We start from the raw sequence: 25,125 nt of genomic DNA on the forward strand, positions 1-25,125 counted from the left end.
GCTGTATCGGGACTCGAGTCGTCGGCCGGGTAATGGGTCTGTCCGCCCGGGCAAAGCCGCCGCACCGGCACTTTTTCGAGGCTGTACGCCAGCCGGCCGCAGACGGCGCGCTCACACACCACGAGAAAGAAGGCGTCCGCTGAGACGGCCGTGAACGGCAGCGGGACATGCACGCGACGCACACGGGGGCGAGCCACCTGATGAAGGAGCTTCGATGAAGTCTCACCCATGCCCCAGAGGCCACACTCAGGACAGCCGGGCCGCCGCCGGGTCGGTGCTGTGCGGCCCCTGTATCCGGCGGGTGGAGCGCAGTCTGCGGGCTCTGCCGGGCCTGTACCAGGAGTGTCTGCACCAGGTGTCGCCGACCAGTGCCCGGCGCACCAACCCGACCAAGGTCTCGGGCAGCCGCAGCCGGGACTACCTGGACATCTCGGTGCTCGATGCCCGTCACCACATCCTGACCATCGTGGAGTCGTGGTCGGGCATGGTGGTGGACAAGCTGCGGGTGACGGCGCCGCCGCGCAGTGTGCCGCACCTGGCGCGGTTCCTCATGCGCCATCTGGGGTGGCTGACCGCGCAGCCCCCGGCCGCCGAGTTCGCCGACGAGATCGAGGGCCTGGTGGTGCGGCTGCGGCAGACCATCGATCCGGAGCCGAGTGATCTGCAGACGCTGATCCGCAAGTGTGTGGTGGACAACTGCTCGGGGACGATCAGTGTGGCGCCCGGCGCCGGGGTCACGGCGGGGCACCGCAGCATCGCCTGCTCCGCGGGGCATTCATGGGAGATGCGCGAGTGGCTCGGTCTCAGGAAACTCATGGAGCGGCAGCGAAAGGGTGTCAGCGTATGACCAAGCCACCGAGTCACCGGCTCGTGCCCACCAAGGTGGCCGCGCTCGCGGTGGGCGTGTCGGAGGCGACCATCCGCAAGTGGGTCAGCCGCGGGAAGATCACCCGCTACGGTGCGCCGCACCGCCGTTCGCAGTTCGACATCGAGGAACTCACCGAGATCGCCCTCCAGCGCCGGTCCTGACCCGGCGTCCGCACGAGGGGCGGCACAAAGAGCCGGCCCGGACCCCGTGAAGGGGTCCGGGCCGGCTTCGCCGTGTCCCGGCCCCGTCTGCGCGTCTTCCCTGCCCCAACTGCCGCGTGACCCAGGTCACTTGGGCGGGCGGTTGGCGGCGTGGCGCTGCCCGTGTCACTATCTACCCACGTCTACCCTGCCCAAAAGCTGGTGTGCGGTGGTGGATCGTGTGTTCCCGGGCGCGGGCGCCCGTCTCCTTGCGTGAGCGCCCCGTCCCGCGCGGCCTGGCCTTCGCCGAAGCGGCCCCCCGGTGCGTCCCGGCAGCTGCCGGGGCCTCCAAGGGGGGCCGCTTCGGGCGTTGCGCTGTCGTTTTCCCGGCCGTGCCCGGCCCTTCCGGCCCGGCCCGGGCCCTTCTCCTCTTGCCCGGTTCTTCTCACCTTGCTCGTTTTTCTATGCCTTTTCGTCTTTCCACACCTTTTGGATGATGCGAGCCCATGACCATCTCCATGCCCATGCGATCGCCATGCAGAAAAGACAAAGGGAGCTGAGTGCGTTGACTCTTCCGACCTCAGCGCAGGGGGTGTCACCACAGCGCCGGGCCCGCTCGGTCGGCGTCGGCCGCGCCCACGCCAAGGCCATCCTGCTCGGGGAACACGCGGTCGTGTACGGCGCTCCGGCGCTCGCGCTGCCCATTCCGCAGCTGACGGTGACCGCCAGCGCCGGGTGGTCGTCCCACGGCGCCGACAGCCAGGACGACTTGTCGTACACGATGACCGGGACGCCGTCGCGGGCGCTGGTGACGCAGGCCTCCGACGGGCTGCGCCGGCTGATCGCGGAGTTCCGCTCGCGCACCGGCGCGGCGGGCGGGCCGCATCTGGATGTGCTGCTGGACAGCGCGCTGCCGCCCGGGCGGGGGCTGGGCTCCAGCGCGGCCAGTTCCCGGGCGATCGTGCTGGCGCTGGCCGATCTGTTCGGCCGGGAGCTGGACGAGGACGCGGTGTTCGAGCTGGTGCAGACGGCGGAGAACATGGCGCACGGCCGGGCCAGCGGCGTGGACGCGCGGGCCGTGGGCGCACCGGCTCCGCTGCTGTTCCAGGCCGGTCGCGTGGAGGCGCTGCGGGTGGGCTGGGACGGGCTGTTCATCGTCGCCGACAGCGGCACCGCGGGCAGCACCAAGGAGGCCGTGACCCTGCTGCGGGAGGGCTTTGCGGCGCATCCCGGGGCGCAGGAGCGGTTCGTCGAGCGGGCCTCGGATCTGACGTTCGCGGCGCGCCGGGCGCTGGCCGGGGGCAAGCCGGAGGATCTGGGCGCCCGGCTGACGGACTATCACGACCTGATGCGCGCGGCGGGGCTGAGCACCGGCCGTATCGACGCGCTGGTGGAGGCCGCGCTGTGGGCGGGCGCCCTCGGCGCCAAGATCACCGGTGGCGGTCTGGGCGGCTGTGTGATCGCCCTGGCCCGCCCGGAGCGGGCCCGGGAGGTCACCCGGCAGCTGCATGAGGCCGGTGCCGTACAGACGTGGGTCGTCTCGCTGAAGGGGCTCGACAACCATGCACCGTGAACATCCGATGGCCGTACTGCCTGCCGGGTACGAGGCGGCGGGCCGGGCGACCGCTGTCGCGCATCCGAACATCGCGCTGGTCAAGTACTGGGGCAAGCGTGATGAGGGGCTGATCCTGCCGGTCACCAGCAGCCTGTCGATGACGCTGGACGTCTTTCCCACCACCACCAGCGTGCGGCTGGTGGACGGGTCCGGGCCCGATCAGGTCACGCTGAACGGGGCGCCGGCGACGGGTGAGGCGCTGCGGCGGATCACCGCGTTCCTGGATCTGGTGCGCGAGCGCTGCGGGCGGGATCTGCGGGCGGTGGTGGACAGCCGCAACACCGTGCCGACGGGGGCGGGCCTTGCGTCCTCGGCCAGCGGGTTCGCCGCCCTGGCGATGGCCGCGGCCGCCGCCTACGGCCTGGACTGTGACGCGGCCGGGCTGTCCCGGCTGGCCCGCCGCGGGTCGGGGTCGGCGTCCCGGTCGGTGTTCGGCGGCTTCGCCCAGTGGCACGCCGGCACCGGCACCGGCCCTGAAGGGGACGAGAGTTCGTACGCCGAGGCGGTGCCCGCGGCCCGGCTGGACGTGGCGCTGGTCATCGCGGTGGTCAACGCCGGGCCCAAGGCCGTCTCCAGCAGGGAGGCGATGCGGCGCACCGTTGACACCTCGCCGCTGTACGGGCCGTGGGCCGCCTCCAGCCGGGACGATCTGGCCGACATGCGGGCCGCGCTGGTGCGCGGGGACCTGCGGGCGGTCGGGGAGATCGCCGAGCGCAACGCGCTCGGCATGCACGCCACCATGCTCGCCGCGCGGCCCGCGGTGCGCTACCTGTCCCCCGCCACCGTCACCGTGCTGGACCGGGTGAGTGAGCTGCGCGAGCGCGGGGTGGCGGCGTACGTGACCATGGACGCCGGGCCGAACGTGAAGGTGCTGTGCCACCGCGCGCAGGCCGAGCAGGTGGCCCGCGCGGTGCGGGAGGCGGCGCCTGGGGGCACGGTGCTGGTCGCCGGGCCGGGGCCGGGCGCGCGGCTGCTGGGCGAGGACGGCTGATGCCGGCGCCGACGGTGGTGCGCCACGCGCCGGGCAAGCTGTTCGTGGCGGGTGAGTACGCGGTGGTGGAGCCGGGCAACCCGGCCATCCTGGTGGCCGTCGACCGGCAGGTCACCGTCCGCGCCAGCCCCGGTGCCGGGCCGCAGGTGGTCATCCGCTCCGATCTGTCGCCCGAGCCGGTGCGGCTGCGCTGGCACGAGGGCCGCCTGAGCGGCGACACCCACCAGGCGGCGTATGTGGCGGCGGCCGTTCAGACGGTGGGATCGCTGCTGGCCGAACGCGGCCTGGGGCCACCGGGACTGGAGCTGTCGGTCAGCAGCCGTCTGCACGAGCGGGGCCGCAAGTACGGGCTGGGCTCCAGCGGCGCGGTGACGGTGGCGACGGTCGCGGCGGTGGCCGCCGCGGCCGGGCTGGAGCTGTCCCGGCAGGCCCGCTACCGGCTGGCGCTGCTGGCCACCGCCGCCATCGACGCCAAGTCCTCCGGCGGTGATGTCGCCGCCAGTACCTGGGGCGGCTGGATCCTCTACCGGGCCCCGGACCGGGCGTTCGTGACGGACCTGGCCCGCCGGGTGGGCCTGGAGCGGGCGCTGGCCGCGCCGTGGCCGGGGTTCGAGGTGCGGCGGCTGCCGCCGCCGGCGGGGCTGGCCTTCGAGGTCGGCTGGACCGGCGAGCCCGCCTCCACCACCGCGCTGGTGTCCGGGCTGCACCGCCGCCCCTGGCGGGGCACCGCCGCGCACCGCCGGTTCGTCGAGAGCACCGGGGAGTGTGTGCGGGCCGCGGCCGGCGCTCTGGAAAGCGGCGACCGGGCGGAGCTGCTGGCGCAGATCCGGCGGGCCCGCGGGCAGCTGGCGCGGCTGGACCAGGAGGTGGGGCTGGGCATCTTCACGCCCAAGCTGACCGCCCTGTGTGACATGGCCGAGGCGGCCGGCGGCGCGGCCAAGCCCTCCGGGGCGGGCGGCGGTGACTGCGGGATCGCCCTGCTGGACGCCGCGGCGCCGCGGGAGATCGACGAGGTTAGGCAACGGTGGGCCGCGGCCGGGGTGTTGCCCCTGCCGGTGGGTCCCGCCCTGGAAGGGATCGAGGAATGAGCGCTCAACGCAAGGACGACCACGTCCGGCTCGCCATCGAGCAGCAGCACACCCATCGCGGGACCAACCAGTTCGACGAGGTGTCCTTCGTCCACCACGCGCTGGCCGGGATCGACCGGGAGGAGGTGTCCTTGGACACCTCCTTCGCCGGACTGGCCTGGCCGGTGCCGATCTACATCAACGCCATGACCGGCGGCAGCGCCAAGACCGGTGTCATCAACCGGGACCTGGCCATCGCCGCCCGCGCGAGCGGCGTGCCGATCGCGTCGGGCTCCATGAACGCCTACTTCAAGGACCCCTCCTGCGCCCACACCTTCCAGGTGCTGCGCGAGGAGAACCCGGACGGGTTCGTGATGGCGAACGTCAACGCCACCGCGTCGGTGGACAACGTGTGGCGCGCCCTGGACCTGCTGCGCGCCAACGCGCTGCAGATCCACATCAACACCGCCCAGGAGACCGCGATGCCGGAGGGCGACCGGTCCTTCGCCGCCTGGGCCGGGCAGATCGAGAAGATCGCCGCGGCCGTCGACGTGCCGGTGATCGTCAAGGAGGTCGGCAACGGCCTCAGCCGCCAGAGCGTGGCCACGCTGAAGGACCTCGGGGTGGCGGCGGCCGATGTCAGCGGCCGCGGCGGCACCGACTTCGCCCGCATCGAAAACGGCCGCCGGGAGCTGGGCGAGTACGCCTTCCTGCACGGCTGGGGCCAGTCGACCGCGGCCTGCCTGCTGGACGCGGCCGACGTGGACCTGCCGCTGCTGGCCTCCGGCGGGGTACGCCACCCGCTGGACGTGGCCCGCGCACTGGCGCTGGGAGCCCGCGCGGTCGGCTCCTCCGGCGGCTTCCTGCGCACCCTGCTGGACGGCGGCGTGGACGCGCTGGTCGCCCAGCTGACGTCCTGGCTCGACCAGCTCGCCGCCCTGCAGACCATGCTCGGCGCGCGCACCCCCGCCGACCTGACGGGCTGCGACCTGCTCATCCACGGCTCGCTGCGCGAGTTCTGCGCCGACCGCGGCATCGACACCCGCACCCTCGCCCAGCGCAGCCCCGCCCCTGCCTCCGCCTCTTCGACGACGGGAAGCACACGATGACCGACGCACACTCCATCGCCGGGGTCCCGATGCGGTGGGTGGGGCCGCTGCGGATCACCGGCAACGTCGCCACCACCGAGACGAAGGTGCCGCTGGCCACCTACGAGTCCCCGCTGTGGCCGTCGGTGGGCCGCGGCGCGAAGGTGTCCATGCTCGCCGAGCAGGGCATCGTCGCCACCCTCGTCGACGAGCGCATGACCCGCTCGGTGCTGGTGGAGGCCACCGACGCGGGCACCGCCCACACGGCCGCGCAGACCATCCACGCCCGCATCGACGAACTGCGCAAGGTGGTGCGCGCCGGCAGCCGGTTCGCCGAACTCGTCAACATCCGCCACGAGATCACCTCCAACCTGCTGTTCCTGCGCTTTGAGTTCACCACCGGCGACGCCTCCGGCCACAACATGGCCACCCTCGCCTCCGACGCGCTGCTGGGACACCTCCTCAACACCATCCCCGGCATCTCCTACGGGTCGATCTCCGGGAACTACTGCACCGACAAGAAAGCCACCGCGATCAACGGCATCCTCGGCCGCGGGAAGAACGTCGTCACCGAACTCCTCGTCCCGCGCGACGTGGTCACCGGCGTCCTGCACACCACCGCCGCGAAGATCGTCCAGCTGAACATCCGCAAGAACCTCCTCGGCACCCTGCTGGCCGGCGGGATCCGCTCCGCCAACGCCCACTACGCCAACATGCTGCTGGGCTTCTACCTGGCCACCGGCCAGGACGCCGCCAACATCGTCGAGGGCTCCCAGGGCGTGACGATGGCCGAGGACCGCGACGGCGACCTGTACTTCTCCTGCACCCTGCCGAACCTGATCGTCGGCACCGTCGGCAACGGCAAGGGCCTCGGCTTCGTGGAGACCAACCTCGCCCGCCTCGGCTGCCGCGCCCAGGCCGAACCCGGACACAACGCCCGCCGCCTCGCCGTCATCGCTGCGGCGACCGTGCTGTGCGGCGAGCTGTCCCTGCTGGCGGCCCAGACGAACCCCGGCGAACTCATGCGCGCGCACGTGCAGTTGGAACGCGACAACACGACGGTAAAGGTTGGTGTGTAAGGGCATGTCCAGCGATATCGCGATCGGGATACACGATCTGTCATTCGCGACCACCGAGTACGTCCTGCCGCACACGGCACTCGCCGCCCACAACGGCACCGAGATCGGCAAGTACCACATCGGCATCGGCCAGCACTCGATGAGCGTGCCCGCCGCCGACGAGGACATCGTCACCCTGGGCGCCGCCGCCGCGGCCCCCCTCATCGCCGCCCACGGCAGCGACCGGATCCGCACCGTCGTCTTCGCCACCGAGTCCTCCATCGACCAGGCCAAGGCCGCCGGCGTGTATGTGCACTCGCTGCTCCAGCTGCCCTCCGCCTGCCGCGTGGTGGAACTCAAGCAGGCCTGCTACGGCGCCACCGCCGCCCTGCAGTTCGCGCTCGGCCTGGTCCGCCGCGACCCCGCCCAGCAGGTCCTGGTCATCGCCAGCGATGTCTCCAAGTACGAACTGGACAGCCCCGGCGAGGCCACCCAGGGCGCCGCCGCGGTGGCCATGCTGGTCGGCCTGGACCCGCACCTGCTGCGCATCGAGGAACCCTCCGGCCTGTTCACCGCGGACGTCATGGACTTCTGGCGGCCCAACTACCGCGACGCCGCCCTCGTCGACGGACAGGAATCCATCAGCGCCTACCTCCAGGCCGTCGAGGGCAGCTTCAAGGACTACACCGAACAAGGCGGCCGCCCCCTGGAGGAGTTCGCCGCGTTCTGCTACCACCAGCCCTTCACCAAGATGGCCTACAAGGCCCACCGCCACCTGCTCAACTACTGCGGCGCCGACACCGACACCGACACCATCGAACGCGCCATCGGCCTGACCACCGCCTACAACACCACCATCGGCAACAGCTACACCGCCTCCGTCTACCTGGGCCTTGCCGCCCTCCTGGACCAGGCCGACGACCTGTCCGGGCAGCCGCTGGCCTTCCTCAGCTACGGCTCCGGCAGCGTCGCGGAGTTCTTCGCCGCCACCGTCGTCCCCGGCTACCGCGAGCACCTGCGCACCGCCCAGCACCGCGACGCCATCGACCGCCGCACCCCGGTCGACTACGCCGCCTACCGCACCCTGCACCAGCGCGCCTTCCCCACCGACGGCGGCCACTACCCCACCCCCGAACAGACCAGCGGCCCCTTCCGCCTGGCCGCCCTCAACGGCCACAAGCGCATCTACGAAGCCCGCTGACCCCCACACACCCCCACACCACCGCACGCCCCGCGCCCCGCGCCCACCGCATGGCGCGCGGCGCGGCGCGGCCGGGCGGACACCCCCCATTTTTCCCTTGCTGTTCTTCCGCACCAGGGGGAGGGTGTCCGCCCGGCCGCCCCTTTTTTTGTGTCCTTCGTCTGCGTGCACCGCGTTCCCCCGCCCCGCACCACCCGCACGCCACCTGAACACCCCGTGCTCCACCACTTGAAGGGAGGGCCGCCGCATGAGCGATGTCAGGATCCTCGGAACGGGTGCCTATGTGCCGGACCGGATTGTCACCAACGATGAGGTCGGTGCGGCAGCCGGAGTCGACGACGCCTGGATCACCGCCAAGACCGCGATGAAACAGCGCCGCTGGGCCGCGCCCGGCCAGGCCACCTCCGACCTGGCCGCCAACGCCGCCCAGGCCGCCCTGGAAGCGGCCGGGATCGGCGCCGAGTCAGTGTCCGTGATCGTGGTCGCCACCTCCACCCCGGACCGCCCCCAGCCGCCCACCGCCGTCTACGTCCAGCAGCGCCTCGGCGCGATCGGCGCGGCCGCGTTCGACGTCAACGCCGTCTGCTCCGGCCCCGTCTTCGCGCTGTCCGCCGCCGAGGGCATCCTCGCCCGCCGCGGCGGCCACGCCCTGGTCATCGGCGCCGACGTGTACTCACGCATCCTCAACCCCGCCGACCGTAAAACGGTCGTCCTGTTCGGCGACGGCGCGGGCGCCATGGTCCTGGGCCCCGCCCCGCACGGCGCCCGCGTCCGCCACACCCAGCTGCACACCTTCGGCGAGATGTCCCACCTGATCGCGGTGCCCGCGGGCGGCAGCCGCCAGCCCGCCGACGAGGACTCCGTCACCGCGGGCGCCCACTACTTCACGATGATCGGACGCGAGGTCCGCCGCTTCGTCAACGACTACCTGCCGCCGCTGGCCAAGCAGTTCCTCCACGAGGCCGGAGTCGTCCCCGACGACATCCGCCACTTCGTCCCCCACCAGGCCAACGGCGTCCTCCTCGACGACGTCTTCGCCGCCCTGGCCCTGCCCCGCGCCCGCATGCACCAGACCCTTCAGCACTACGCCAACACCGGCGCCGCCTCCATCCCCCTCACCCTGGACACCGCCGCCCGCCAGGGCGCCTTCCACAGCGGCGACCTCATCCTCATCGCCGGATTCGGCGGCGGCATGGCAGCCGGGTTCGCCCTGATCGAATGGTGACCTGACACCCCCGCCCCCGCCCCCTTTGTTTCCACTCGCTCTGGCCGCCGCCGCGCCGCCCTTCCTCAGTCTGTTCCTCACCCGGCCCGCACACGGCCGGGCACCAGGCGGCGCGGCAGCGGCCCGCCCCGACCCGACCCGAAAGGCCGCACACCGCGATGCACCTCACCCTGGACGCCGCCGCGCAGGACCTGCTGTTCCGCCAGGCCCGCACCGCCAACACCTTCACCGACGAACCGGTCACCGACGAACAGATCCAGGCCATCTACGACCTGGTCAAGTACGGGCCGACCGCGCACAACCAGTGCCCGCTGCGCATCGTCCTGGTCCGCTCCCCCCAGGCCCGCGCCCGCCTGGTGCCCTACATGAGCGAACGCAACGCGCCCAAGACCGCCACCGCCCCGCTGACCGCCATCCTCGCCGCCGACAACGAGTTCCACCACGAACTGCCCCGGCTGCTCCCGCACTTCCCGCAGGCCAAGGACCTCATCTACGCACAGCGCCCGGCCCGCGAGCACTCCGCCCTGCTCAACGCCGCCCTGCAGGCCGCCTACTTCATCATCGGCATCCGCGCCGCGGGCCTGGCCGCCGGCCCGATGAGCGGCTTCGACGCCACCGGCGTACGCAAGGAGTTCCTCGACGACGACCACACCCCGCTGATGATCGTCAACATCGGCCGGCCCGGCCCCGACGCCTGGCTGCCACGCGGACCGCGCCTGGAAAGCGACGAGGTCATCACCACCGTCTGAAACCCGGCACCCTGCCAGGGCCCCGGCACCGTACGCAGGGCCCCGGCACCCTGCCAGGGTCCCGGCACCGTCCTCAGTGCCCCGGCACCCTGCTAGGGTCCCGGCCGCTGCCCGCTGCCGTACGGGGGCCACACCTCGGCGGCGTAGCGCCGTTCCGCCTCCGACAGCGGCACGTGCTCGCACAGCCGCTCGGGGTGGGCGGGCGGCGGCCCGCCCGCCGGGGCCGACCACGCCAGCAGCCCCGGCCCCGGCCAGGCAGGCGGGGGCGGGGGCGGTGACAGTTCCTTCAGGACCCGCGGATCGCAGTACAGGGACCCGAACAGGGCCAGCGACCGCCACAGCGGGCGCACGTAGCGGGCCAGGTACTGGCGTCCGTCCCTCGCCCACTGCCTCATGACGCCCCTTCTGGATGTTCCCGTGCCGGTGCCGGTCTCCCCGCCCCCTTGCGGGGGCTGGTCCTGGCCAGGCTGGCACCGTGCGCTCGCGGGCCCCTTGAGGCTGCCCAGGACGCGCGGGGGGGGCGGTTAGTCGATGCCGCGTACGAGGTGGGGTTCGAAGGTGTCGTCCTCGTCGATCCCGGCCAGCCGCAGCGGCGGCACACGGTGCGGGCACGCCCGCGGCGCCGGGCCGGAGACCCGGGCGCTCCTGCTGGTGCTGGTGGTGGTGCTGGTGGCCTCGTCGTCGGTGTCGTACATCCTGATCCTCCTGCTCGGCCGGCTGGCGTGATGACCGGGGCTGCCGACACCGGGCGGGGTGACCCGTGTCACAGCCCACCCTGCACAGGTGCGGACGAGGCACGCTCGAACAGCGGTGAATAACGCGTGGAGTTGGGGCTGCGGGCGGGCTGCGGTCAGGGGGCCGGTGCGGTGGCGGCGGCCAGGGCGGCGGCCAGGTGGCGGGCGCCTTCGGCGTCGGCCCGCCCGGCCACGACGGTGCGGGGCGCGGGCCAGCCCTGGGCCGTCAGGTGCTGGGCCAGGCCGCAGGCCAGGTGGCCGGAGCCGGAGTACCCGGCCAGCAGCACCGGCCCGCGGGCGGGCGGGGTCAGGGTGCGCGGCGGGCCGGGCCGGGGGCGGGTCAGGAGCAGGAGCTGCTGGGGGCCGCGGTAGGTGCGGGCCAGGGTCTCGTAGCAGTCGGCGGGTGCGCCCGGGGGCGGGATCAGTACGACCGTGCCCGCCTCAAGGCCCGGCCGGGCGGCCCGCAGCAGGGTCAGCGGGCCGGGGACGGCCTCTGGGTGCGGGGCCGGGCGGGGGACGGGGCGGTCCGCGAGCAGGTCCAGGGCGTGCTGGACGGTGGTGGACTCGCCCGCCGAGCGGGGCAGGGCGCGCAGCAGCAGGGCGCTGTGGGCGAGCAGGGCGGCGGCGCTGTCCTCGTCGAACACGGCCGGGTCGTACACGGCCGTCAGGTCCAGGCCGCCGTGGGGGTCGTGGTGGGCGAGGAGGGTGAAGGGGGGCCCGCAGCGGGCGGGCAGGGGGTGGGGGAAGCTGGCGTCCAGGCCGCGGGCGGCCAGCGCCGGGGCCAGGCCGTCCAGCGGGTGCGGCGGGTCCTCGAAGACGAGGGCGGTGCCGGTGGTCAGGCCGGTGGTGCGGCGGGCCCAGGTGTGGATCCAGTCGGCGGGCACCCATTCGTAGGCGGCCAGGTCCAGGGCGCGGTCCCGCAGGCGGCGCAGCAGGCCGGAGACGGTGCCGGCGGGGTCGACCTCGACGGACACCGGCAGCGGGTTGCGCAGCGGTCCCGGCATCCGGGCCACGCCGTCCAGGGGGATGCCGCGGCCCGGCACGGTCACCGCGAAGCTCACCGGGACAGCCCCCGCAGTGGGGGTGGGGCGGGCGCGGTAGAGCAGCAGGGCCCACACGGTCTGCAGCACGCTGGACTCGGTGGCGCCGAACGCGGCTGCCCAGTGGGCCAGGCGGGCGGTCTCGGCCGGGTCCAGGCGCAGCCGGGTGCGGCCCGTACCGCCGCCGGGGAGGGGGGCGGTCGGGGTGTGGGGGGCGGCCGTGAGGTGGGCGGGGGTGGTGGCGGCGCCGGGCGGGGGTGCGTGGGCCGCCCAGAACGCGCGGGCGGGGCCGGGGTCCTGGGCGGCGAGCCAGGCGGTGTAGTCGCGCAGGTCGGGGCGGCGCTGGCCGCCGGGCAGGGTGCCGCCGGCGAGGTAGGCGCGGTAGAACTGGCGCAGCAGCAGGTGCGTACTGGCGGGGTCGAGCAGGGCCCGGTGGTAGGTGACCAGGATCCGGCAGGACGCCGCGGGGCGGGTGCCCGGGCCGGGTTCGGGGTGCAGCAGGGTCAGCCGCAGGGCGCCGGGGCGGCGCAGGTCGAAGCCGCGCAGCCGGTCGTGTTCGAGCAGGGCGGGCCAGTCGGCGCCGGTGACCGTGCGGCGGGTGATCTCGCAGGCGGCCTGCTCGTGGGTGACCAGCTGCGGGTCGCTGCCGCCGGTGAACGCGGTGCGCAGCACGCTTTCGCGGTCGAAGACGGACTGCCAGGAGGCGGTGAAGCGCTGCAGGTCGAGCGGGCCGTGCCAGTCCCACAGGAGCTGTTCGACGTGGCCTGCGGTGCCCGGGCGGGCGTCGCCGCCGCGGTAGAGGGCCGCCTGCTGGGGGGTGGCGGGGTAGGGGGCGGGCCGGGGCCGCGGGGGTGCGGCGGCGGCCAGTTCCTCCAGCAGGGTGCGCAGGTGGCGGGCGAGGGCGGCCACGCGGCTGCCGGTGATGGCGTGGGCGGGGTCGTCGGTCCAGTCCAGGTGGAGGTGCAGGGCGCCGTCGCTGGTGCGGGCACGGACCTGGACCCGGTGGGCGGGCCGGGCGGGCGGGCCGCCGGGCAGGGGCCGGGCGAGGTCGGGGAGGTGGTCGCCGGGCGCGGGCAGCACCAGGCAGACCGGGGCGGGCGGCAGGGTGCGCAGCAGGCGGCGCAGCAGGGGGTCGGGGCTGAACTCGCGGCAGGCGCCGAAGCCCGCGCCGCCCTCGGCGCGGCCCGCGCTGGCGGCCAGCGGCCCGGCCAGGGCGGTGAGCTGGGCCAGCGGGGGGAGGCCGGGGGTGAGGGTGAGGTGGACGGGATAGGGGTCGATCAGGCGGCCCACCTGGCGGCGCAGGCCCAGGCGTTCGGCGCGCGGGTCACCGCACACGTCGAAGACGGCCTCGTCGCCGTGCTGCCAGCGGGCCACGGCCAGCGCGAACACACCGGTCAGTACCTGAGCGGCCGTCAGCGCGAGCCGCTCGGGCAGGTGCCGGGTGATCCGCTCGGTGGCCTCCTCGCCCAGCGTGAACCGGGCGTGGCGTCGCGGGCCCGTACCGGATGGCCCGGCGGCCGCCGCGCCGGGCCCGGTGAGCACGGCCGGGGCGGGGGTGCCGTAAGCGGTGGGCTGCGGGGCCGTAGGAGAGCCGGGGGCGGGGGTGCCGGGCGGGAGAAGGTGGGGGGCGGGTACCGGGACCGTGTCCCGGGCGGTGTCCCGGGGGGCACCCGGGGCGGGTCCGGGCGTGGTGGGGCGGGCGGCGTGCAGGCGGCGTTCGGCGATGGTGCTCCAGTGCCGGGTCTCGGCGGCGTGCCGGGCCAGCTGGCGCAGTTCGCCGACCCAGTCGGCCACCGCACCCGCAGCCGCGCCCGGCGGCGCGGGGGGCGCGGGGGGCGGTGCTGCGGCCGTGTCCGGGCCGTGGCGAAGGGCGGTGGTCAGGTCATGCAGCAGGATGGGCCAGGAGGCGGCGTCCACGGCGAGGTCATGGGCCACGACGGCGAGCCGGTCGGGGCGCGGCCCGCCCGGCCGGCGGTCCGCGGCCCGCAGCAGGCACAGCTGCGGGCCGCCGTGGGCGTTCAGGGTGCGGCCGGCGGCGGCCAGCAGCGCGGCGAACCCGGCCTCGTCGGTGAACTCCCCCTCCACCAGCCCCGCCTCGGCGTCCCGTCCGGGCCCGTCCGCGACGGTGCGCCAGCCGTCGACGGTGTGCAGGCGCGAGCGCAGCTGCGGATGGGCGGCCACGACGGTACGCAGGGCCGCGCGCAGCGCACCCGCCCCGCCCGCGGTGGCCGGTGCGGCCGGTTCGATCAGCATGGCCTGGTAGCCGTGGCCGTGGCGGGTGCTGCCCGTCAGCGCCGCGCGCTGGGCGGGCGTCAGCGGGCGCCCGGCATCCGGCGGCCCGGTGAGCCGGTCGGCGATCCGGCCCGCGAGTTCGGCGGGCACACCGTGCGGTGACGTCAGCCGCAGGGTGTGGTGGCCGGGGCCGTGCCGCAGCAGCCGGTGCCGCCAGGCGAAAGCGCCCTGTGTGCGGGCGGCGGGGCCGTCCAGGACACCGTCCAGGACGCCGTCCAGGCGGGCGGCGTCCAGCGGGCCGTGCAGGTGCAGGTCCCACGGCGCGGACCGGGCGGCGGGCGGGGCCTCGACGACCACGAAGACCGGCGCGTGCGGGGGGCGGTGAACAGTCATGGTGTCCGGGGTGCGGTCCGCCGCGGGAGGCCGGATTCCCCTTCTGTCTCCTTTCCGGACGCGGATCGCGAGAAGGCGGGCGGATACGGGGTGTGCGGGGGCGGGGGTGTGAGGGTACGCCGGGGTGCGGGGGTGCGGGAGAGGGGGGCTGGTTCCCGGCCTGCGGGTCCCGCCCGGGCCCCGGGGACCGGCCACTCCCCCGGTAACCGGCCACTCCCCCGGTGACCGGCCACCCTCCCGGTGATCGGCCGGAATGAGCACGCTAATGGCAGTACGCACCCGAAGTCCGTTTCCCCGAGCGGTTATACAGCGGTACCCGAGCAGGACGCGAGAGACAGGGCGTAAATGAGCCAGCCCCGCGCCCGCTCGCGGGCATTGCCTGCCTCCCGCCGGTGGCCAACGCCGCTGACCGGCAAATACCCGCAACAGGTTTAGCCCATTGAAAGTCCGGGCCGGGAATTCGGCGCCTTGAGGATTCCTGCGGAATTTCCCCGCCGGGCGTGGACCAAAAGACGGGGGCGCGGATCTCCCCGGCCGTGCGGATCTCCCCCAGCCGTGGGGATCTCCCCCAGCCGTGGGGATCTTCCCCGGCCGTGTGCGGATCTTCCCCGGCCGTGGGGGGGTCTTCCCGGCGGTGTGGGGATCGTCCGGCGGTGCGCGGGCGCGGCGTGGGCGGGGTGCGGGGCGGGGTGCGGGGCGGGGGTTACAGCATGCGTACGGCGCTTTCGGCGTGCTGTTTGGCCAGGGTGAGCAGGGCCTGGCTGTGTCTGCCGAGCAGGGTGCGTACCCGGCGGCGGGCGAAGGCCAGGTGCGTGGTTGTGCCCGGTGCGGCGGTGAGGGGGTCCTCGCGCAGCACGACGCTCTGCTGGCAGGTGACGGTCACGCCGTTCTCGTCCGGGATGATGGACCACTCGCCGGTGTGGGCGGCAAGCGGCGCCCAGGGCGTGGTCTGTTTGAAGACGATGCGGCCGGCGTGCGGGAAGCACAGCCGTACCGAGGTGGTGGTGGCGGGGCCGTCCTCGGTCAGGGTGTGCAGGGTCAGGCGCTGCACGCCGGGGGTGTCCTCGTCGAGGTCGGCGCGGGTGATGTGCGGGATGTGCCCGGGCCAGTCGGCGGCCCGGTAGAGGAGGTCGTAGGCCAGTTCGGCGGGGCCGTTGATGCGGATGGAGTCCTCGAAGGACAGCACCAGGTCGTCCAGGCGGGTCCAGTGCTCGGCGAAGCTTTTCAGCCCGGTCAGCCGGCTGCAGGGATCGCCGCTGGCGGCCTGGTGCGCTGAGGGCGGGCAGTTGGGCAGACCGGCGGCGCCGGTGAGGCCGTAGCGCATCTCCAGGACGGTGCCGCGGGCGCCCTCGTCGCGCAGGCTGACCTGTCCGTGCAGCTGGCTGGGCGGGCTGGAGGGCAGGTCCTGGCGGAAGGTGATGCGCCGCTCGACGGGGTCGAGGTGACGCCAGGCGGTCCAGGCGGTCAGCTGGCCGTCGTTGAGGGTCCACACCCGCAGGCGTTCCTGCGCGCCGTCGAAGTGGAGCCGCTCGACGTGGATGCTCGGGGGGAAGTACAGCGGCATCGTCGCCGCGTCGGCCAGCACGGCGTAGACCACACCGGCGGGCGCGGCCACGCGGGCCTGGTGGGTCACCACGCGGGCCTGGTGTGTCACGGTGCCGACTCGCTCACCAGACATCTGAACACCTCGTTTTCGTCACAGGGCACCGGCCCCGGGGGCAGGGGCCGCCGGTCGTGGCGGCCCCGAAAAAAAGGGGGGGGGCGGGGGCGGGGGTGCCGCAGCCCGGGTCCCGGCCGGGTGCGGCACGCCCGGTCAGCCGATGGGCGCGGGCTGGGGGGTGAGCCGGCGGGCGACGCGGCAGGCCCGGCCCAGCAGGCGGGGCAGTTCACCACCGCCGCGCGCGAAGACGTGGTGCCCGGGCACGGTGCGCGAGCGCACGGGCCCCCGCGTCACCTGGCGCCAGCCGCTGGCCGCCGGTCCGGCCAGCGGGCCGCGCGGCGCGGCGATCACCAGGACCGGGGTGGTCAGCGGGCCCGGCGCCAGCGGGGCGCGGGCCTTCTCGGTGAGGTCCTGAGCCAGTTGCAGGTCGGCGCGCAGCACCGGCAGCATGGCCCGCAGGAAGATCCCCTCATCGCTGGCGGGCGGCACGGTGGCACCGGCGAACAGGTGCAGCAGTTCGGCGTCCGTGGCCCGCCGCGCGTCGGGCAGCGCACGCGGCGGCGGGCAGGCGCCCACCGCGAGCAGCGCCGGGCCCGGCAGGCCCGCCTCGTGCAGGGCCCGGGTCACGGTGAGCGCGATCATCGCGCCCAGGCCGTGCCCGTACAGGACGAAGCAGCCGCCGCGGGCCGCGGTGATGCGCGGCAGCACCTGCGCGAGCAGCGGCTCGGCCCTGCTCACCGGCCCCGCCGGGTGCACCGGGTGCACCGGGTGCGGTGCGGTGCTGGGCGGCACCCGCACCGGCACCGGTTCGACGCCCGGGCCCACGCGCGCCGCCCAGCCGTCGAAGACGGACACGCCCTCACCGGAGCGGGCGAAACAGTGCAGCCGCACTGGCGGTTCGTCCGACACGGCCTCCCCTTTCTCGCGTGGCCCTCGCGCTTGTTCCTCCCGCCACGGCGGGCAGGGTTCGAGCATCACCGTCCCCCCTCGAATCACGCTCGAGACCAGGCCGAGGCCCGGGCCCGCGCGCCCACCGGCGCCCTGAGGCGGGGTTGCGGAGGGCGCGGGAATGTGACGGGCGGTGGGCGTGAGAGGAAGGCGCGGGCGTGAAAGGGAGGAGAAAAGTGTGAGAGGGGGGAGGCAGACGGGCCCGGGTCACGCGCGGGAGGGCGGGACTGAGGACGCGCCAGGGGTGAGGGGCTCACGTCGCCCAAGGGGCGCGGGAATTGGTCTCACCCGGGGCTGGGGGACGCGGGGGCGGGCCGTGGGGGGCAGGGGTGGGGGGCGGGGTGGGGTGGGGGTTAGGGGCGGGTCGTGGGGGTGAGGTTGGGGGTTGGCGGTGGGGGTTGGGGGTGGGGTGCGGGCCTGTGCCGTGCGGGCCGTGGCGGGCCGGTTCCCGGGGAGGGCCGGGAACCGGGGCCGGGCCCGCACGGCACAGGCCCGCACGGCACAGGGCCGCAGGGCGCAGGGCGGAGGCGAGTGCCGCGGGCAGGGGCGGGGGCGGGGGGCTAGGCGGCGTACCGGTCGAAGGTGGAGCCGCGGCGCGGCCCGGCCATCACGTCGAGTTCGGGGTCGACGGAGAGCATGGCCTGGTGCAGACGCTGTAACTGCGGGGAGGGCTCCACGCCGAGTTCCTCGATCAGTCCCTCGCGCAGCTTGCGGTAGACGTCCAGGGCGGAGGCCTGCCGCCCGGACCGGTACAGGGCGACCATCGCCTGCGCGTGCAGGCCCTCGTGCTGCGGGTGACGGGCGATCAGGTCGGTCAGCTCGGCGATGAGTTCGGCGTGGCGGCCCAGCCGCAGGTCGGCGTCGATGCGCCGCTCGGTGGTCACCAGCTTCGACTCCTCCAGCCGCGTGACCTCGATGGCCAGCACCGGCCCGAGGCGTACGTCGACCAGGGCCGGGCCCTGCCACAGGGCCAGCGCCTGGCGGAAGCTGCGGGCGGCACGTTCGTCCTCGCCCTCGTCGAAGGCTTCCTGGCCCTCGGCGACCAGACGCTCGTAGGTGTGCACGTCCACCGACTCCGGCGGTATCTGCAGCAGATAGCCGCCGTGCCGGGTGGCCAGGACGTTCTTCGCAGCGCCGCCCGGGGCGCCGGGCCCCATGGCGGTGCCCAGGCAGCGGCGCAGCTGCATGATGTAGGTCTGCAGGGTGGTCATCGCACTCTGCGGCAGGTCGGTCCCCCAGATCTCCTCCATCAGCGTCGACACGGGGACGACGCGGCTCGGGTACAGGGCGAGCAGGGCGAGAACCTGTCGGGGCTTCCCAGCGGTCGGGACGATCGAGTCCCCGTTCACGGCGGCACACAGCGGACCCAAGACCTGAATCTCCATGGTTCCCTCCGTTCGTCGTCGGGCACTCCCGATGGCGGAAAGTCGTCGGCGAACTCGCACGCTATCCGAACTACGCCGGAGGCATCGGTTCCTTCAGCGGCATTTGAGTAATCCTCAAAGACCAGGCGGTGCGGCAGCCGTAATTAGAGAAACACAGAAGGAAGCCCTGAGGAATTGGCCGAAAATAACGCGACGGCGACTAGAAAAGCTTTCTCCTCACAGACGGCCACCCTCGGCGGGTATACTGCGCTCCCCGCCGCTTGCGGCGGTTTCCGCGTTATCGGGACCCCCGCCGCAGCCCCTTCGGGGCCCAGCCCGGGCAGGCCCGGTCCGCTTCCTGGCTCCGGTCCGGCTGGCACCGTAGCGCGCACCGGTGACACCCCTCACACCGGGGGCGGGGATGAAGCAAGGGGGGATGGGGCAGGGCCGGGTCCGCGGGCCTCTCCCCCGGCCCGGCGACACCCCCACGCCAGCGAGACTGCCGGGCCTGCCGGGCCTGCCGGGCCTGCCGGGCCTGCCGGGCCTGCCGGGCCTGCCGGGCCTGCCGGGCCTGCCGGGCCTGCCGGGCCTGCCGGGGAAACTAAACCGCGCACCCTGTATTTTCATCTGGCCGGGGCGATCCCTGATGGATCGTCAACTGCCTTGCGGGGTAGCGGTGTTGAGGGGGGGGCTGGCTGGCGGTAGGGGTGGGGGGTCAGGCGGGAAGGTGGCCGTGGGGGGCGGGTGCCGCGGAGCCGGAGGACACCAGGGTGCCCGCCTGGGGGCGGTCGGTGAGCCGGGGCAGCAGCAGTTCCCAGAAGCGGGTGACGTTCTGCCGGGAGAGCCAGGAGGCGTCCGTGCCGCCGAGGACTTCCAGGCCCACGGTGGCGGCGACGATGACCCGGGAGGCGTCCGCCCAGGAGACGCCCTGGGCGAGCGCGCCGCTGCGTTCGGCGCGGCGCAGGCTGTCCTCGACCCAGCGCTGCCACTCCTTGCGCAGCGGGGACTCGGTACGGCGGGCGATGTCGCCGGCGAGTCCGAAGCCGCCGCGTACGACGACGTCGCCCGCGAGGTGGCCCATCAGTTCGTGGGTGGCGTCCACCACGGACTGCAGGGGGTCGTCCTGGCGGGCCCGTACCCCTTCGGTCAGGCGGCGCACGGTCTCGGCGGCCTCGGCCTCGACCGCTTCGGCGAGCATGTTCTTGTTGGCGAAGTGGAAGTGCAGTGCCCCGTTGCTGACCCCGGCCCGTTTGCTGATGGCGCCCAGGGACGCGGGGACGAAGCCCACCTCGGCGAACACCTCGGCCGCGGCCCGGATCAGTGAACGCCGCGTACGCGCGGCCCGTTCCTGTTTGACCATGTGCTGCCTCCTGGGCAACGCGATGCCGAAAGCCGGCAAAGACACCGGCACCTCATGCCCCTTGCAACGTACACCTAGGATGGCCGGGTGCTGTGCGCGCCAAAGGGCAGGCCGACGCGGGCACGGCCGTGCGGGGAGCCGCGCACACCAGACTAACAAACCGCTTGGGCGGTTTCATATATGGCGGGGCGAACCCGGCCTGGCCAACGGCTAAAAAGGGGGCCGCCCGGTGGCGGCCCCCGGTCCCGCCCGGACCGGCAGGGCGGGCGCGGTCAGCGGGGCGGTGCCGTCGCTCTGCCTGCCGTGGACCGAGCCGGTGCGCAGGACCAGGCAGGACCAGGCAGGACCAGGCAGGACCAGGCAGGACCGGGCAGGCGGGCAGGCGGGCAGGCGGTGAGGGGGGGCTTGAACGGGACGGCCTCGTCGGCGCGTTCGCCGGGGAGGCGCTGGCCGGGTGCGCTCCCGCGCCAGCCCGCGGCACCGCCCGCACCGCGGCACCGCCCGCGCCGCGGCACCCCCCGCGTCCGGTGGGGCGGCGCAGTTGCCTCCTTCCCCCCGGGCGCGGGGGGTGCGCGGTGCTCTCGCGTACGGCGGGACGTGCGGGCGGGGCGGCCGGGCTGGCGGATGAGGGCCCGTGCCGGGATGCCCGCGGCGCCTGGCGCCGCCGGGGGCCGCGCTCTCGGGTGAGGGCGGGCAGCGGGGCGGCTGGCCGTGGGGCACCGGCGGGCGGGGCTGTTGATGGCCCGGCGGTCCGGGCGGGGGCGGCGGGTGCCCGTGGCCCGGCTCTGGGCGGAGTGTGTGGTGCCCGGCCGCTGTCGGGGGCGGTGGCGCGCTGGCCGCGGCGCGGCGGGGGTGCCGGGGGCTGCGCGGCTCGGTGAACGCCAGCTGCCGGGCGGTGACTTGGCCCGGTGGTGCGGGGCTGGCCGCTGCTGGGGTCCCAGGGGCCTGCACCCGGGGGGCGGGGGTGGGGGTGGGGGTGGGCCGCTGCCGCCGCGCGGGCGGCAGCGGCGGGGCCGTTGCGGGCCGTGTGCGGGGCCGCCCGGGTTTTCCTAGGGGCAGCGGGCGTCGCTGGCGGTGCGGGTGGTGCGGCCGGAGGAGGCCGAGGACAGCGGCAGCGCGGCGGGCTGCCCGGCCTCGGCGGCCAGCGGGGTCTCCGGGGCGGCCACCAGGATCGACTGCTGCAGGCGGCGCAGCCGTGCGGAGGGCTCCAGGCCCAGGTCGCGTACCAGGGTGGAGCGCAGGCGGTGGTAGACGTCCAGGGCCTCCCCGCGCCGCCCGGAGCGGTGCAGGGCGAGCATGAACTGGGCGTGCAGGTTCTCATGCGCGCGGTAACGGCTGGTCAGGACGGTGAGTTCGGCCAGCAGTTCGCGGTGGCGGCCCAGGCGCAGGTCGGCTTCGATGCGCTGGTCCAGGGCGCACAGGCGGCTTTCCTCCAGCCGCTTGGCCTCCATCTCCAGGCGGGCGCCGGTCTGCACGTCGGCGAAGGCGGGCCCGCTCCACAGGGCGAGGGCCTCGCGCAGCAGGCGGGAGGCGCCGGGGAAGTCGCCGGCGTCGATGGCGCGGTAGCCTTGCCCGGCGAGCCGTTCGAACTCGCGGACGTCGCTGACGCCGTCCTCGCCGGAGATGAGCATGTAGCCGCCGGGCGCGGTGACCAGGACGTCCTTGGCGCTGCGGCGGGGCCCTTCGGCGGCGGAGGCCTGTTTGTCCAGCGCGAGGGTGATGAGGTCACGCAGTTGCAGCACGTAGGTCTGCAGCGTGGTGCGTGCGCTGCGCGGCGGGCGGCCCGCCCACAGTTCGTCGATGAGCGCGGAGACCGGCACCACCTGGTCGGCGTGCAGCGCCAGCAGCGCGAGCACCTGCCGGGGTTTCGGCGCGGTGGGAGCGATGGAGACCCCGGTCTCCCTGACGTCCAATATGCCCAGTACGTCGATCTGCACGCCGTTGTCCCCCTAGACGAGTGCGCTGCCATGTGACACCGAGTACAAAACAGTCCGCACGGTTTGTCAACAGCAAACCAGTTGTGCTGTTTTGCCGCGGCGGCCTCCCGTCCCGCCGCCGCCTCTCCTTCCACGGCTGTGACCTGCCCTTTCGCTGTCCCGGGGGCGGTGGCGGCCCGGGGACAGCGTAGGGGCCGGTGGCGGGCACACAGGAAAAACAAGCCAGCGCAAACGGGCGTTCACCGGGATAATGGGGGGTGCCGGGCCGGGATAACAGACCTGGCGTGCGGTTGGCCGGGGGGTGGGAGTGGGGGGTTGTGTCCGTCATTGCGGCGGGTTGCCGTGCTTGCGGGAGGGCAGGTCGGCGTGCTTGGTGTCCAGCATCGCCAGGGAGGCGATGAGGACCTCACGGGTGTCGGCGGGGTCGATGACATCGTCGACCAGGCCGCGTTCGGCGGCGTAATAGGGGTGCATCAGCTCCGACTTGTACTCCTTGACCATCTTCTGCCGCATCGCCTCGGGATCGGCCGCGCCCGCGATCTGCCGCCGGAAGATGACATTGGCCGCGCCCTCCGCGCCCATCACGGCGATCTCGTTGGTCGGCCAGGCCAGCGCCAGGTCCGCGCCGATGGACTGGCTGTCCATCACGATGTAGGCGCCGCCGTACGCCTTGCGCAGCACCAGCGAGATCCGCGGCACGGTGGCATTGCAGTACGCGTACAGCAGCTTCGCGCCGTGCCGGATGATCCCGCCGTGCTCCTGGCCCACCCCGGGCAGGAAGCCGGGCACGTCCAGGAGCGTGACCAGGGGAATATTGAACGCGTCACACATCTGCACGAACCGGGCGGCCTTCTCCGAGGCCTCGATGTCCAGCACCCCCGCCAGCACCTGCGGCTGGCTGGCGACGATACCGACGACCCGGCCGTCCAGACGCGCCAGCGCACAGATGATGTTGCGGGCCCAGCGCTCATGGACCTCCAGCACCTCACCGTCGTCGACGATCTCCTCGATCACCCGCGCCATGTCATAGGGGCGGTTGCCGTCCGCCGGGACCAGGTCCAGCAGCCCCTCACAGCGCCGGGCAGCCGGATCAGCACACGGCACCCGCGGAGCGGGCTCCCGGTTGTTGGACGGCAGCATCGACAGCAGATACCGCACCTCCGCCAGACACGTCTGCTCATCGTCATAGACGAAATGCGCCACCCCCGACGTCTCACCGTGCACCTGCGCACCGCCCAGCCCGTTATGGGAGATCTCCTCCCCCGTCACCGCCTTCACCACCTCCGGGCCGGTGATGAACATCTGCGCAACCTCCCGCACCATGAACACGAAATCGGTCAGCGCCGGACTGTAAGCGGCGCCCCCCGCACACGGACCGAGCATCACACTGATCTGCGGAATCACACCCGAGGCCCTGGTATTGCGCTGGAAGATCCCCCCGTACCCGGCCAGCGCGGCCACCCCCTCCTGGATCCGCGCCCCCGCACCGTCGTTCAGCGACACCAGCGGCGCCCCCGCCGCGATCGCCATATCCATGATCTTATGGATCTTCTCCGCATGGGCCTCACCCAGCGCACCGCCGAAAATCCGGAAATCATGCGCGTACACGAACACCGTACGGCCCTCGACCGTCCCCCAGCCCGTCACCACACCATCCGTATACGGCCGCCTCCCCTCCAGCCCGAACCCGCTCGCCCGGTGCCGCCGCAACTGCCCGACCTCACAAAACGACCCCACATCCAGCAACAGCGCAATCCGCTCCCGCGCCGTCAGCTTCCCCCGCGCATGCTGCGCCGCCGTCGCCTCCTCCCCCGGACCGGCCACCGCCCGCGCCCGCACCGCCCCCAACTCCGCCACCCGGCCCCGGATATCAGCCGGCCCTCCACCATCCCCCGTACCCGCCATCACACACCCATCCCTTCCCCGACACAGAACATCACCAACACCCCGCCCACCTTCAACAACCCCCCACCCCACACCACAACCCTCAAAGAAACACGGACCACCCCGCCAACCGGTTCACCCCCCCACCACCGCCACCCGCCAACCGCCACCCGCCAACCGGCAGCGCACGCCCGGCAGCAACGGACCACACACAGCGGGACACCAGGCACCAGCCAGCCGACAGCACACGCCCCGCAGTGAACGGCACGCACCAGGCAGTGAACAGCACGCACCCGCCAACACGGGACGGCAGACGCACGCCAGCACGGGACGGCAGGCGCAAGCCAGCCGACAGCCGACAGCACCCGCCCGGCGGTGAACGGCACGCACCAGGCAGTAAACGGCACGCACCCGCCAGCACGGGACGGCAGACGCCAGCCAGCCGACAGCAGACAGCGCCGCGCAGCAGGCAGCCGACAGCACCCGCCCGGCACCCGACAGCACACCCCCGGCAGCGGACGGTCAGCACAGGCCTGCCCGCAGCCCGCACCAGACGGCCGACAGCGCACGCCGGGAGATCGACGGCAGACACCAGGAGATCGACGGCGGACACCGGGTGGTTGACGGCACACGGCAGGTGGTTGACGGCGAGCGCCGGGAGATCGACGGCACACCCCGGGGGGTTGACGGCGAGCGCCCGGAGATCGACGGCAGACACCGGGTGGTTGACGGCGAGCGCCGGGAGATCGACGGCAGACACCGGGAGATCGACGGCGGACACCGGGAGATCGACGGCAGACACCGGGTGGTTGACGGCGAGCGCCGGGAGATCGACGGCAGACACCGGGAGATCGACGGCGGACACCGGGTGATTGACGGCAGACACCGGGTGGTTGACGGCGAGCGCCGGGAGATCGACGGCGGACACCGGGTGATTGACGGCACACGCCGGGTGGTTGACGGCGAGCGCCGGGAGATCGACGGCACACCCCGGGGGGTTGACGGCGAGCGCCGGGAGATCGACGGCAGGCGCCGGGTGGTTGACGGTGGACGCGCGGCCGGTCACCGCTGCCCGGCGGTACACCATCCGGACGGCGGCACCCAGCCCACCACCAGCCGCCACCGCACGGCGGCGCCCAGCCTGACCTACAGCCCGCAGCGGGCCACCGGCCACCGGACGGCGCATCACCCGCCCGCGAAAGACCGGGCAACCGCCCACCACCCGAGCGCACACCCACCGCACACCGCCAACCGGCCCACGACCAGCTACCCGGCGGCGTCGCACAACGGGGCCAGCGGCTGCTGCCGGACCGCCACCCACCGCCAAACCGCACACAGCTGATCCGGCGGCCAGTACGCCACCCGCCCCCTCACAGCACACCCTCAACACACCCACAGCCAACTCCCAGGCCACCACCCGGCGGCACAGGCCACACCCCAAGACCGGCACCCCACCAGCCACCAAACGGCACACACCCCGCCGACGGCCCCCACACACCACCCTCCCTGACCCCCGGCGGCGGACGGCGCAGGCACCGGGGGCGGACACAACCCCCCCTGCCTGACCGGAC

At 73.9% G+C, this 25,125-nt stretch carries 20 protein-coding genes; 11 read left to right on the forward strand and 9 right to left on the reverse strand.

Going from position 1 to position 25,125, the window contains the following annotated elements; all coding sequences use genetic code 11:
* Nucleotides 1–214: 214 nt before the first annotated feature.
* The 10 genes from ACFVQG_RS26750 to ACFVQG_RS26795 all read left to right on the forward strand — a co-directional run bounded on the left by ACFVQG_RS26750 (nucleotide 215) and on the right by ACFVQG_RS26795 (nucleotide 10,002).
* On the forward strand, nucleotides 215–847 hold the full coding sequence (locus ACFVQG_RS26750; protein WP_383388155.1) for a hypothetical protein: 633 nt from the start codon (nucleotides 215–217) through the stop codon (nucleotides 845–847).
* A complete protein-coding gene (locus tag ACFVQG_RS26755; protein WP_383388157.1) occupies nucleotides 844–1,029 on the forward strand; it encodes a hypothetical protein in 186 nt (61 codons plus the stop codon). Before ACFVQG_RS26750 ends, ACFVQG_RS26755 begins: the two co-directional genes overlap by 4 nt.
* A gap of 544 nt (nucleotides 1,030–1,573) precedes the next feature.
* Nucleotides 1,574–2,581 carry a mevalonate kinase gene (gene mvk, locus ACFVQG_RS26760; RefSeq protein WP_383388159.1) on the forward strand — a complete coding sequence of 336 codons (1,008 nt, stop codon included), beginning with the start codon at nucleotides 1,574–1,576 and terminating at the stop codon, nucleotides 2,579–2,581.
* Entirely contained in the window at nucleotides 2,571–3,614 is a 1,044-nt protein-coding gene (gene mvaD, locus ACFVQG_RS26765; protein WP_383388161.1) for a diphosphomevalonate decarboxylase, read from the forward strand. The genes mvk and mvaD overlap by 11 nt, the downstream gene beginning before the upstream one ends.
* A complete protein-coding gene (locus ACFVQG_RS26770; protein ID WP_383388163.1) occupies nucleotides 3,614–4,702 on the forward strand; it encodes a phosphomevalonate kinase in 1,089 nt (362 codons plus the stop codon). Before mvaD ends, ACFVQG_RS26770 begins: the two co-directional genes overlap by 1 nt.
* Entirely contained in the window at nucleotides 4,699–5,790 is a 1,092-nt protein-coding gene (fni, locus tag ACFVQG_RS26775; RefSeq protein ID WP_383388164.1) for a type 2 isopentenyl-diphosphate Delta-isomerase, read from the forward strand. The genes ACFVQG_RS26770 and fni overlap by 4 nt, the downstream gene beginning before the upstream one ends.
* Nucleotides 5,787–6,848 carry a hydroxymethylglutaryl-CoA reductase gene (locus ACFVQG_RS26780; protein WP_383388166.1) on the forward strand — a complete coding sequence of 354 codons (1,062 nt, stop codon included), beginning with the start codon at nucleotides 5,787–5,789 and terminating at the stop codon, nucleotides 6,846–6,848. Before fni ends, ACFVQG_RS26780 begins: the two co-directional genes overlap by 4 nt.
* A gap of 4 nt (nucleotides 6,849–6,852) precedes the next feature.
* Nucleotides 6,853–8,028, forward strand: a complete 1,176-nt coding sequence (locus ACFVQG_RS26785; protein ID WP_383388168.1) for a hydroxymethylglutaryl-CoA synthase — start codon at nucleotides 6,853–6,855, stop codon at nucleotides 8,026–8,028.
* Between the two features lie 247 nt (nucleotides 8,029–8,275).
* Entirely contained in the window at nucleotides 8,276–9,253 is a 978-nt protein-coding gene (locus ACFVQG_RS26790; protein WP_383388170.1) for a 3-oxoacyl-ACP synthase III family protein, read from the forward strand.
* 158 nt (nucleotides 9,254–9,411) lie between these two features.
* Entirely contained in the window at nucleotides 9,412–10,002 is a 591-nt protein-coding gene (locus tag ACFVQG_RS26795) for a malonic semialdehyde reductase (protein ID WP_383388172.1), read from the forward strand.
* A 92-nt stretch (nucleotides 10,003–10,094) separates the two neighbouring features.
* On the opposite strand, the gene ACFVQG_RS26800 is transcribed toward ACFVQG_RS26795, so the two are convergent.
* From ACFVQG_RS26800 to ACFVQG_RS26840, 9 genes are all read right to left on the reverse strand, one after another.
* A complete protein-coding gene (locus ACFVQG_RS26800) occupies nucleotides 10,095–10,397 on the reverse strand; it encodes a DUF6059 family protein (protein ID WP_383388174.1) in 303 nt (100 codons plus the stop codon).
* Nucleotides 10,398–10,526: 129 nt separating this feature from the next.
* Nucleotides 10,527–10,697: a hypothetical protein gene (locus ACFVQG_RS26805; RefSeq protein ID WP_383388175.1), complete on the reverse strand. Its 171-nt coding sequence runs from the start codon at nucleotides 10,695–10,697 to the stop codon at nucleotides 10,527–10,529.
* 155 nt (nucleotides 10,698–10,852) lie between these two features.
* Nucleotides 10,853–14,401 (reverse strand): condensation domain-containing protein, encoded by a 3,549-nt coding sequence (locus tag ACFVQG_RS26810; RefSeq protein ID WP_383388177.1) that lies wholly within the window; start codon nucleotides 14,399–14,401, stop codon nucleotides 10,853–10,855.
* A gap of 703 nt (nucleotides 14,402–15,104) precedes the next feature.
* Nucleotides 15,105–16,079, reverse strand: a complete 975-nt coding sequence (locus ACFVQG_RS26815) for an SRPBCC family protein (RefSeq protein WP_383388179.1) — start codon at nucleotides 16,077–16,079, stop codon at nucleotides 15,105–15,107.
* Nucleotides 16,080–16,214: 135 nt separating this feature from the next.
* Complete coding sequence (locus ACFVQG_RS26820) at nucleotides 16,215–16,970, reverse strand: thioesterase II family protein (protein ID WP_383388181.1); 756 nt, start codon at nucleotides 16,968–16,970, stop codon at nucleotides 16,215–16,217.
* Nucleotides 16,971–17,569: 599 nt separating this feature from the next.
* Nucleotides 17,570–18,394 (reverse strand): BTAD domain-containing putative transcriptional regulator, encoded by an 825-nt coding sequence (locus tag ACFVQG_RS26825; protein WP_383388183.1) that lies wholly within the window; start codon nucleotides 18,392–18,394, stop codon nucleotides 17,570–17,572.
* A 694-nt stretch (nucleotides 18,395–19,088) separates the two neighbouring features.
* Entirely contained in the window at nucleotides 19,089–19,733 is a 645-nt protein-coding gene (locus ACFVQG_RS26830; protein WP_383388185.1) for a ScbR family autoregulator-binding transcription factor, read from the reverse strand.
* A gap of 1,049 nt (nucleotides 19,734–20,782) precedes the next feature.
* On the reverse strand, nucleotides 20,783–21,670 hold the full coding sequence (locus ACFVQG_RS26835) for a BTAD domain-containing putative transcriptional regulator (protein WP_383388187.1): 888 nt from the start codon (nucleotides 21,668–21,670) through the stop codon (nucleotides 20,783–20,785).
* 324 nt (nucleotides 21,671–21,994) lie between these two features.
* Nucleotides 21,995–23,575 carry an acyl-CoA carboxylase subunit beta gene (locus tag ACFVQG_RS26840; RefSeq protein ID WP_383388820.1) on the reverse strand — a complete coding sequence of 527 codons (1,581 nt, stop codon included), beginning with the start codon at nucleotides 23,573–23,575 and terminating at the stop codon, nucleotides 21,995–21,997.
* Between the two features lie 595 nt (nucleotides 23,576–24,170).
* Between ACFVQG_RS26840 and ACFVQG_RS26845 the strand changes: the two genes are divergently transcribed.
* Nucleotides 24,171–24,896: a hypothetical protein gene (locus ACFVQG_RS26845; protein ID WP_383388189.1), complete on the forward strand. Its 726-nt coding sequence runs from the start codon at nucleotides 24,171–24,173 to the stop codon at nucleotides 24,894–24,896.
* Nucleotides 24,897–25,125 lie beyond the last annotated feature (229 nt).

It is taken from the genome of Streptomyces sp. NPDC057877, assembly GCF_042796855.1.
Lineage (GTDB): Bacteria > Actinomycetota > Actinomycetes > Streptomycetales > Streptomycetaceae > Streptomyces.

Coding starts and splice junctions, on each gene's coding strand:
- ACFVQG_RS26830 (WP_383388185.1), bottom strand. CDS start 19,733: ATGGTCAAACAGGAACGGGCCGCGCGTACGCGGCGTTCACTGATCCGG.
- ACFVQG_RS26805 (WP_383388175.1), bottom strand. CDS start 10,697: ATGTACGACACCGACGACGAGGCCACCAGCACCACCACCAGCACCAGC.
- ACFVQG_RS26770 (WP_383388163.1), top strand. CDS start 3,614: ATGCCGGCGCCGACGGTGGTGCGCCACGCGCCGGGCAAGCTGTTCGTG.
- mvaD (WP_383388161.1), top strand. CDS start 2,571: ATGCACCGTGAACATCCGATGGCCGTACTGCCTGCCGGGTACGAGGCG.
- ACFVQG_RS26800 (WP_383388174.1), bottom strand. CDS start 10,397: ATGAGGCAGTGGGCGAGGGACGGACGCCAGTACCTGGCCCGCTACGTG.
- fni (WP_383388164.1), top strand. CDS start 4,699: ATGAGCGCTCAACGCAAGGACGACCACGTCCGGCTCGCCATCGAGCAG.
- ACFVQG_RS26815 (WP_383388179.1), bottom strand. CDS start 16,079: ATGTCTGGTGAGCGAGTCGGCACCGTGACACACCAGGCCCGCGTGGTG.
- ACFVQG_RS26790 (WP_383388170.1), top strand. CDS start 8,276: ATGAGCGATGTCAGGATCCTCGGAACGGGTGCCTATGTGCCGGACCGG.
- ACFVQG_RS26755 (WP_383388157.1), top strand. CDS start 844: ATGACCAAGCCACCGAGTCACCGGCTCGTGCCCACCAAGGTGGCCGCG.
- ACFVQG_RS26825 (WP_383388183.1), bottom strand. CDS start 18,394: ATGGAGATTCAGGTCTTGGGTCCGCTGTGTGCCGCCGTGAACGGGGAC.
- ACFVQG_RS26840 (WP_383388820.1), bottom strand. CDS start 23,575: ATGGCGGGTACGGGGGATGGTGGAGGGCCGGCTGATATCCGGGGCCGG.
- ACFVQG_RS26785 (WP_383388168.1), top strand. CDS start 6,853: ATGTCCAGCGATATCGCGATCGGGATACACGATCTGTCATTCGCGACC.
- ACFVQG_RS26750 (WP_383388155.1), top strand. CDS start 215: ATGAAGTCTCACCCATGCCCCAGAGGCCACACTCAGGACAGCCGGGCC.
- ACFVQG_RS26780 (WP_383388166.1), top strand. CDS start 5,787: ATGACCGACGCACACTCCATCGCCGGGGTCCCGATGCGGTGGGTGGGG.
- ACFVQG_RS26795 (WP_383388172.1), top strand. CDS start 9,412: ATGCACCTCACCCTGGACGCCGCCGCGCAGGACCTGCTGTTCCGCCAG.
- ACFVQG_RS26810 (WP_383388177.1), bottom strand. CDS start 14,401: ATGACTGTTCACCGCCCCCCGCACGCGCCGGTCTTCGTGGTCGTCGAG.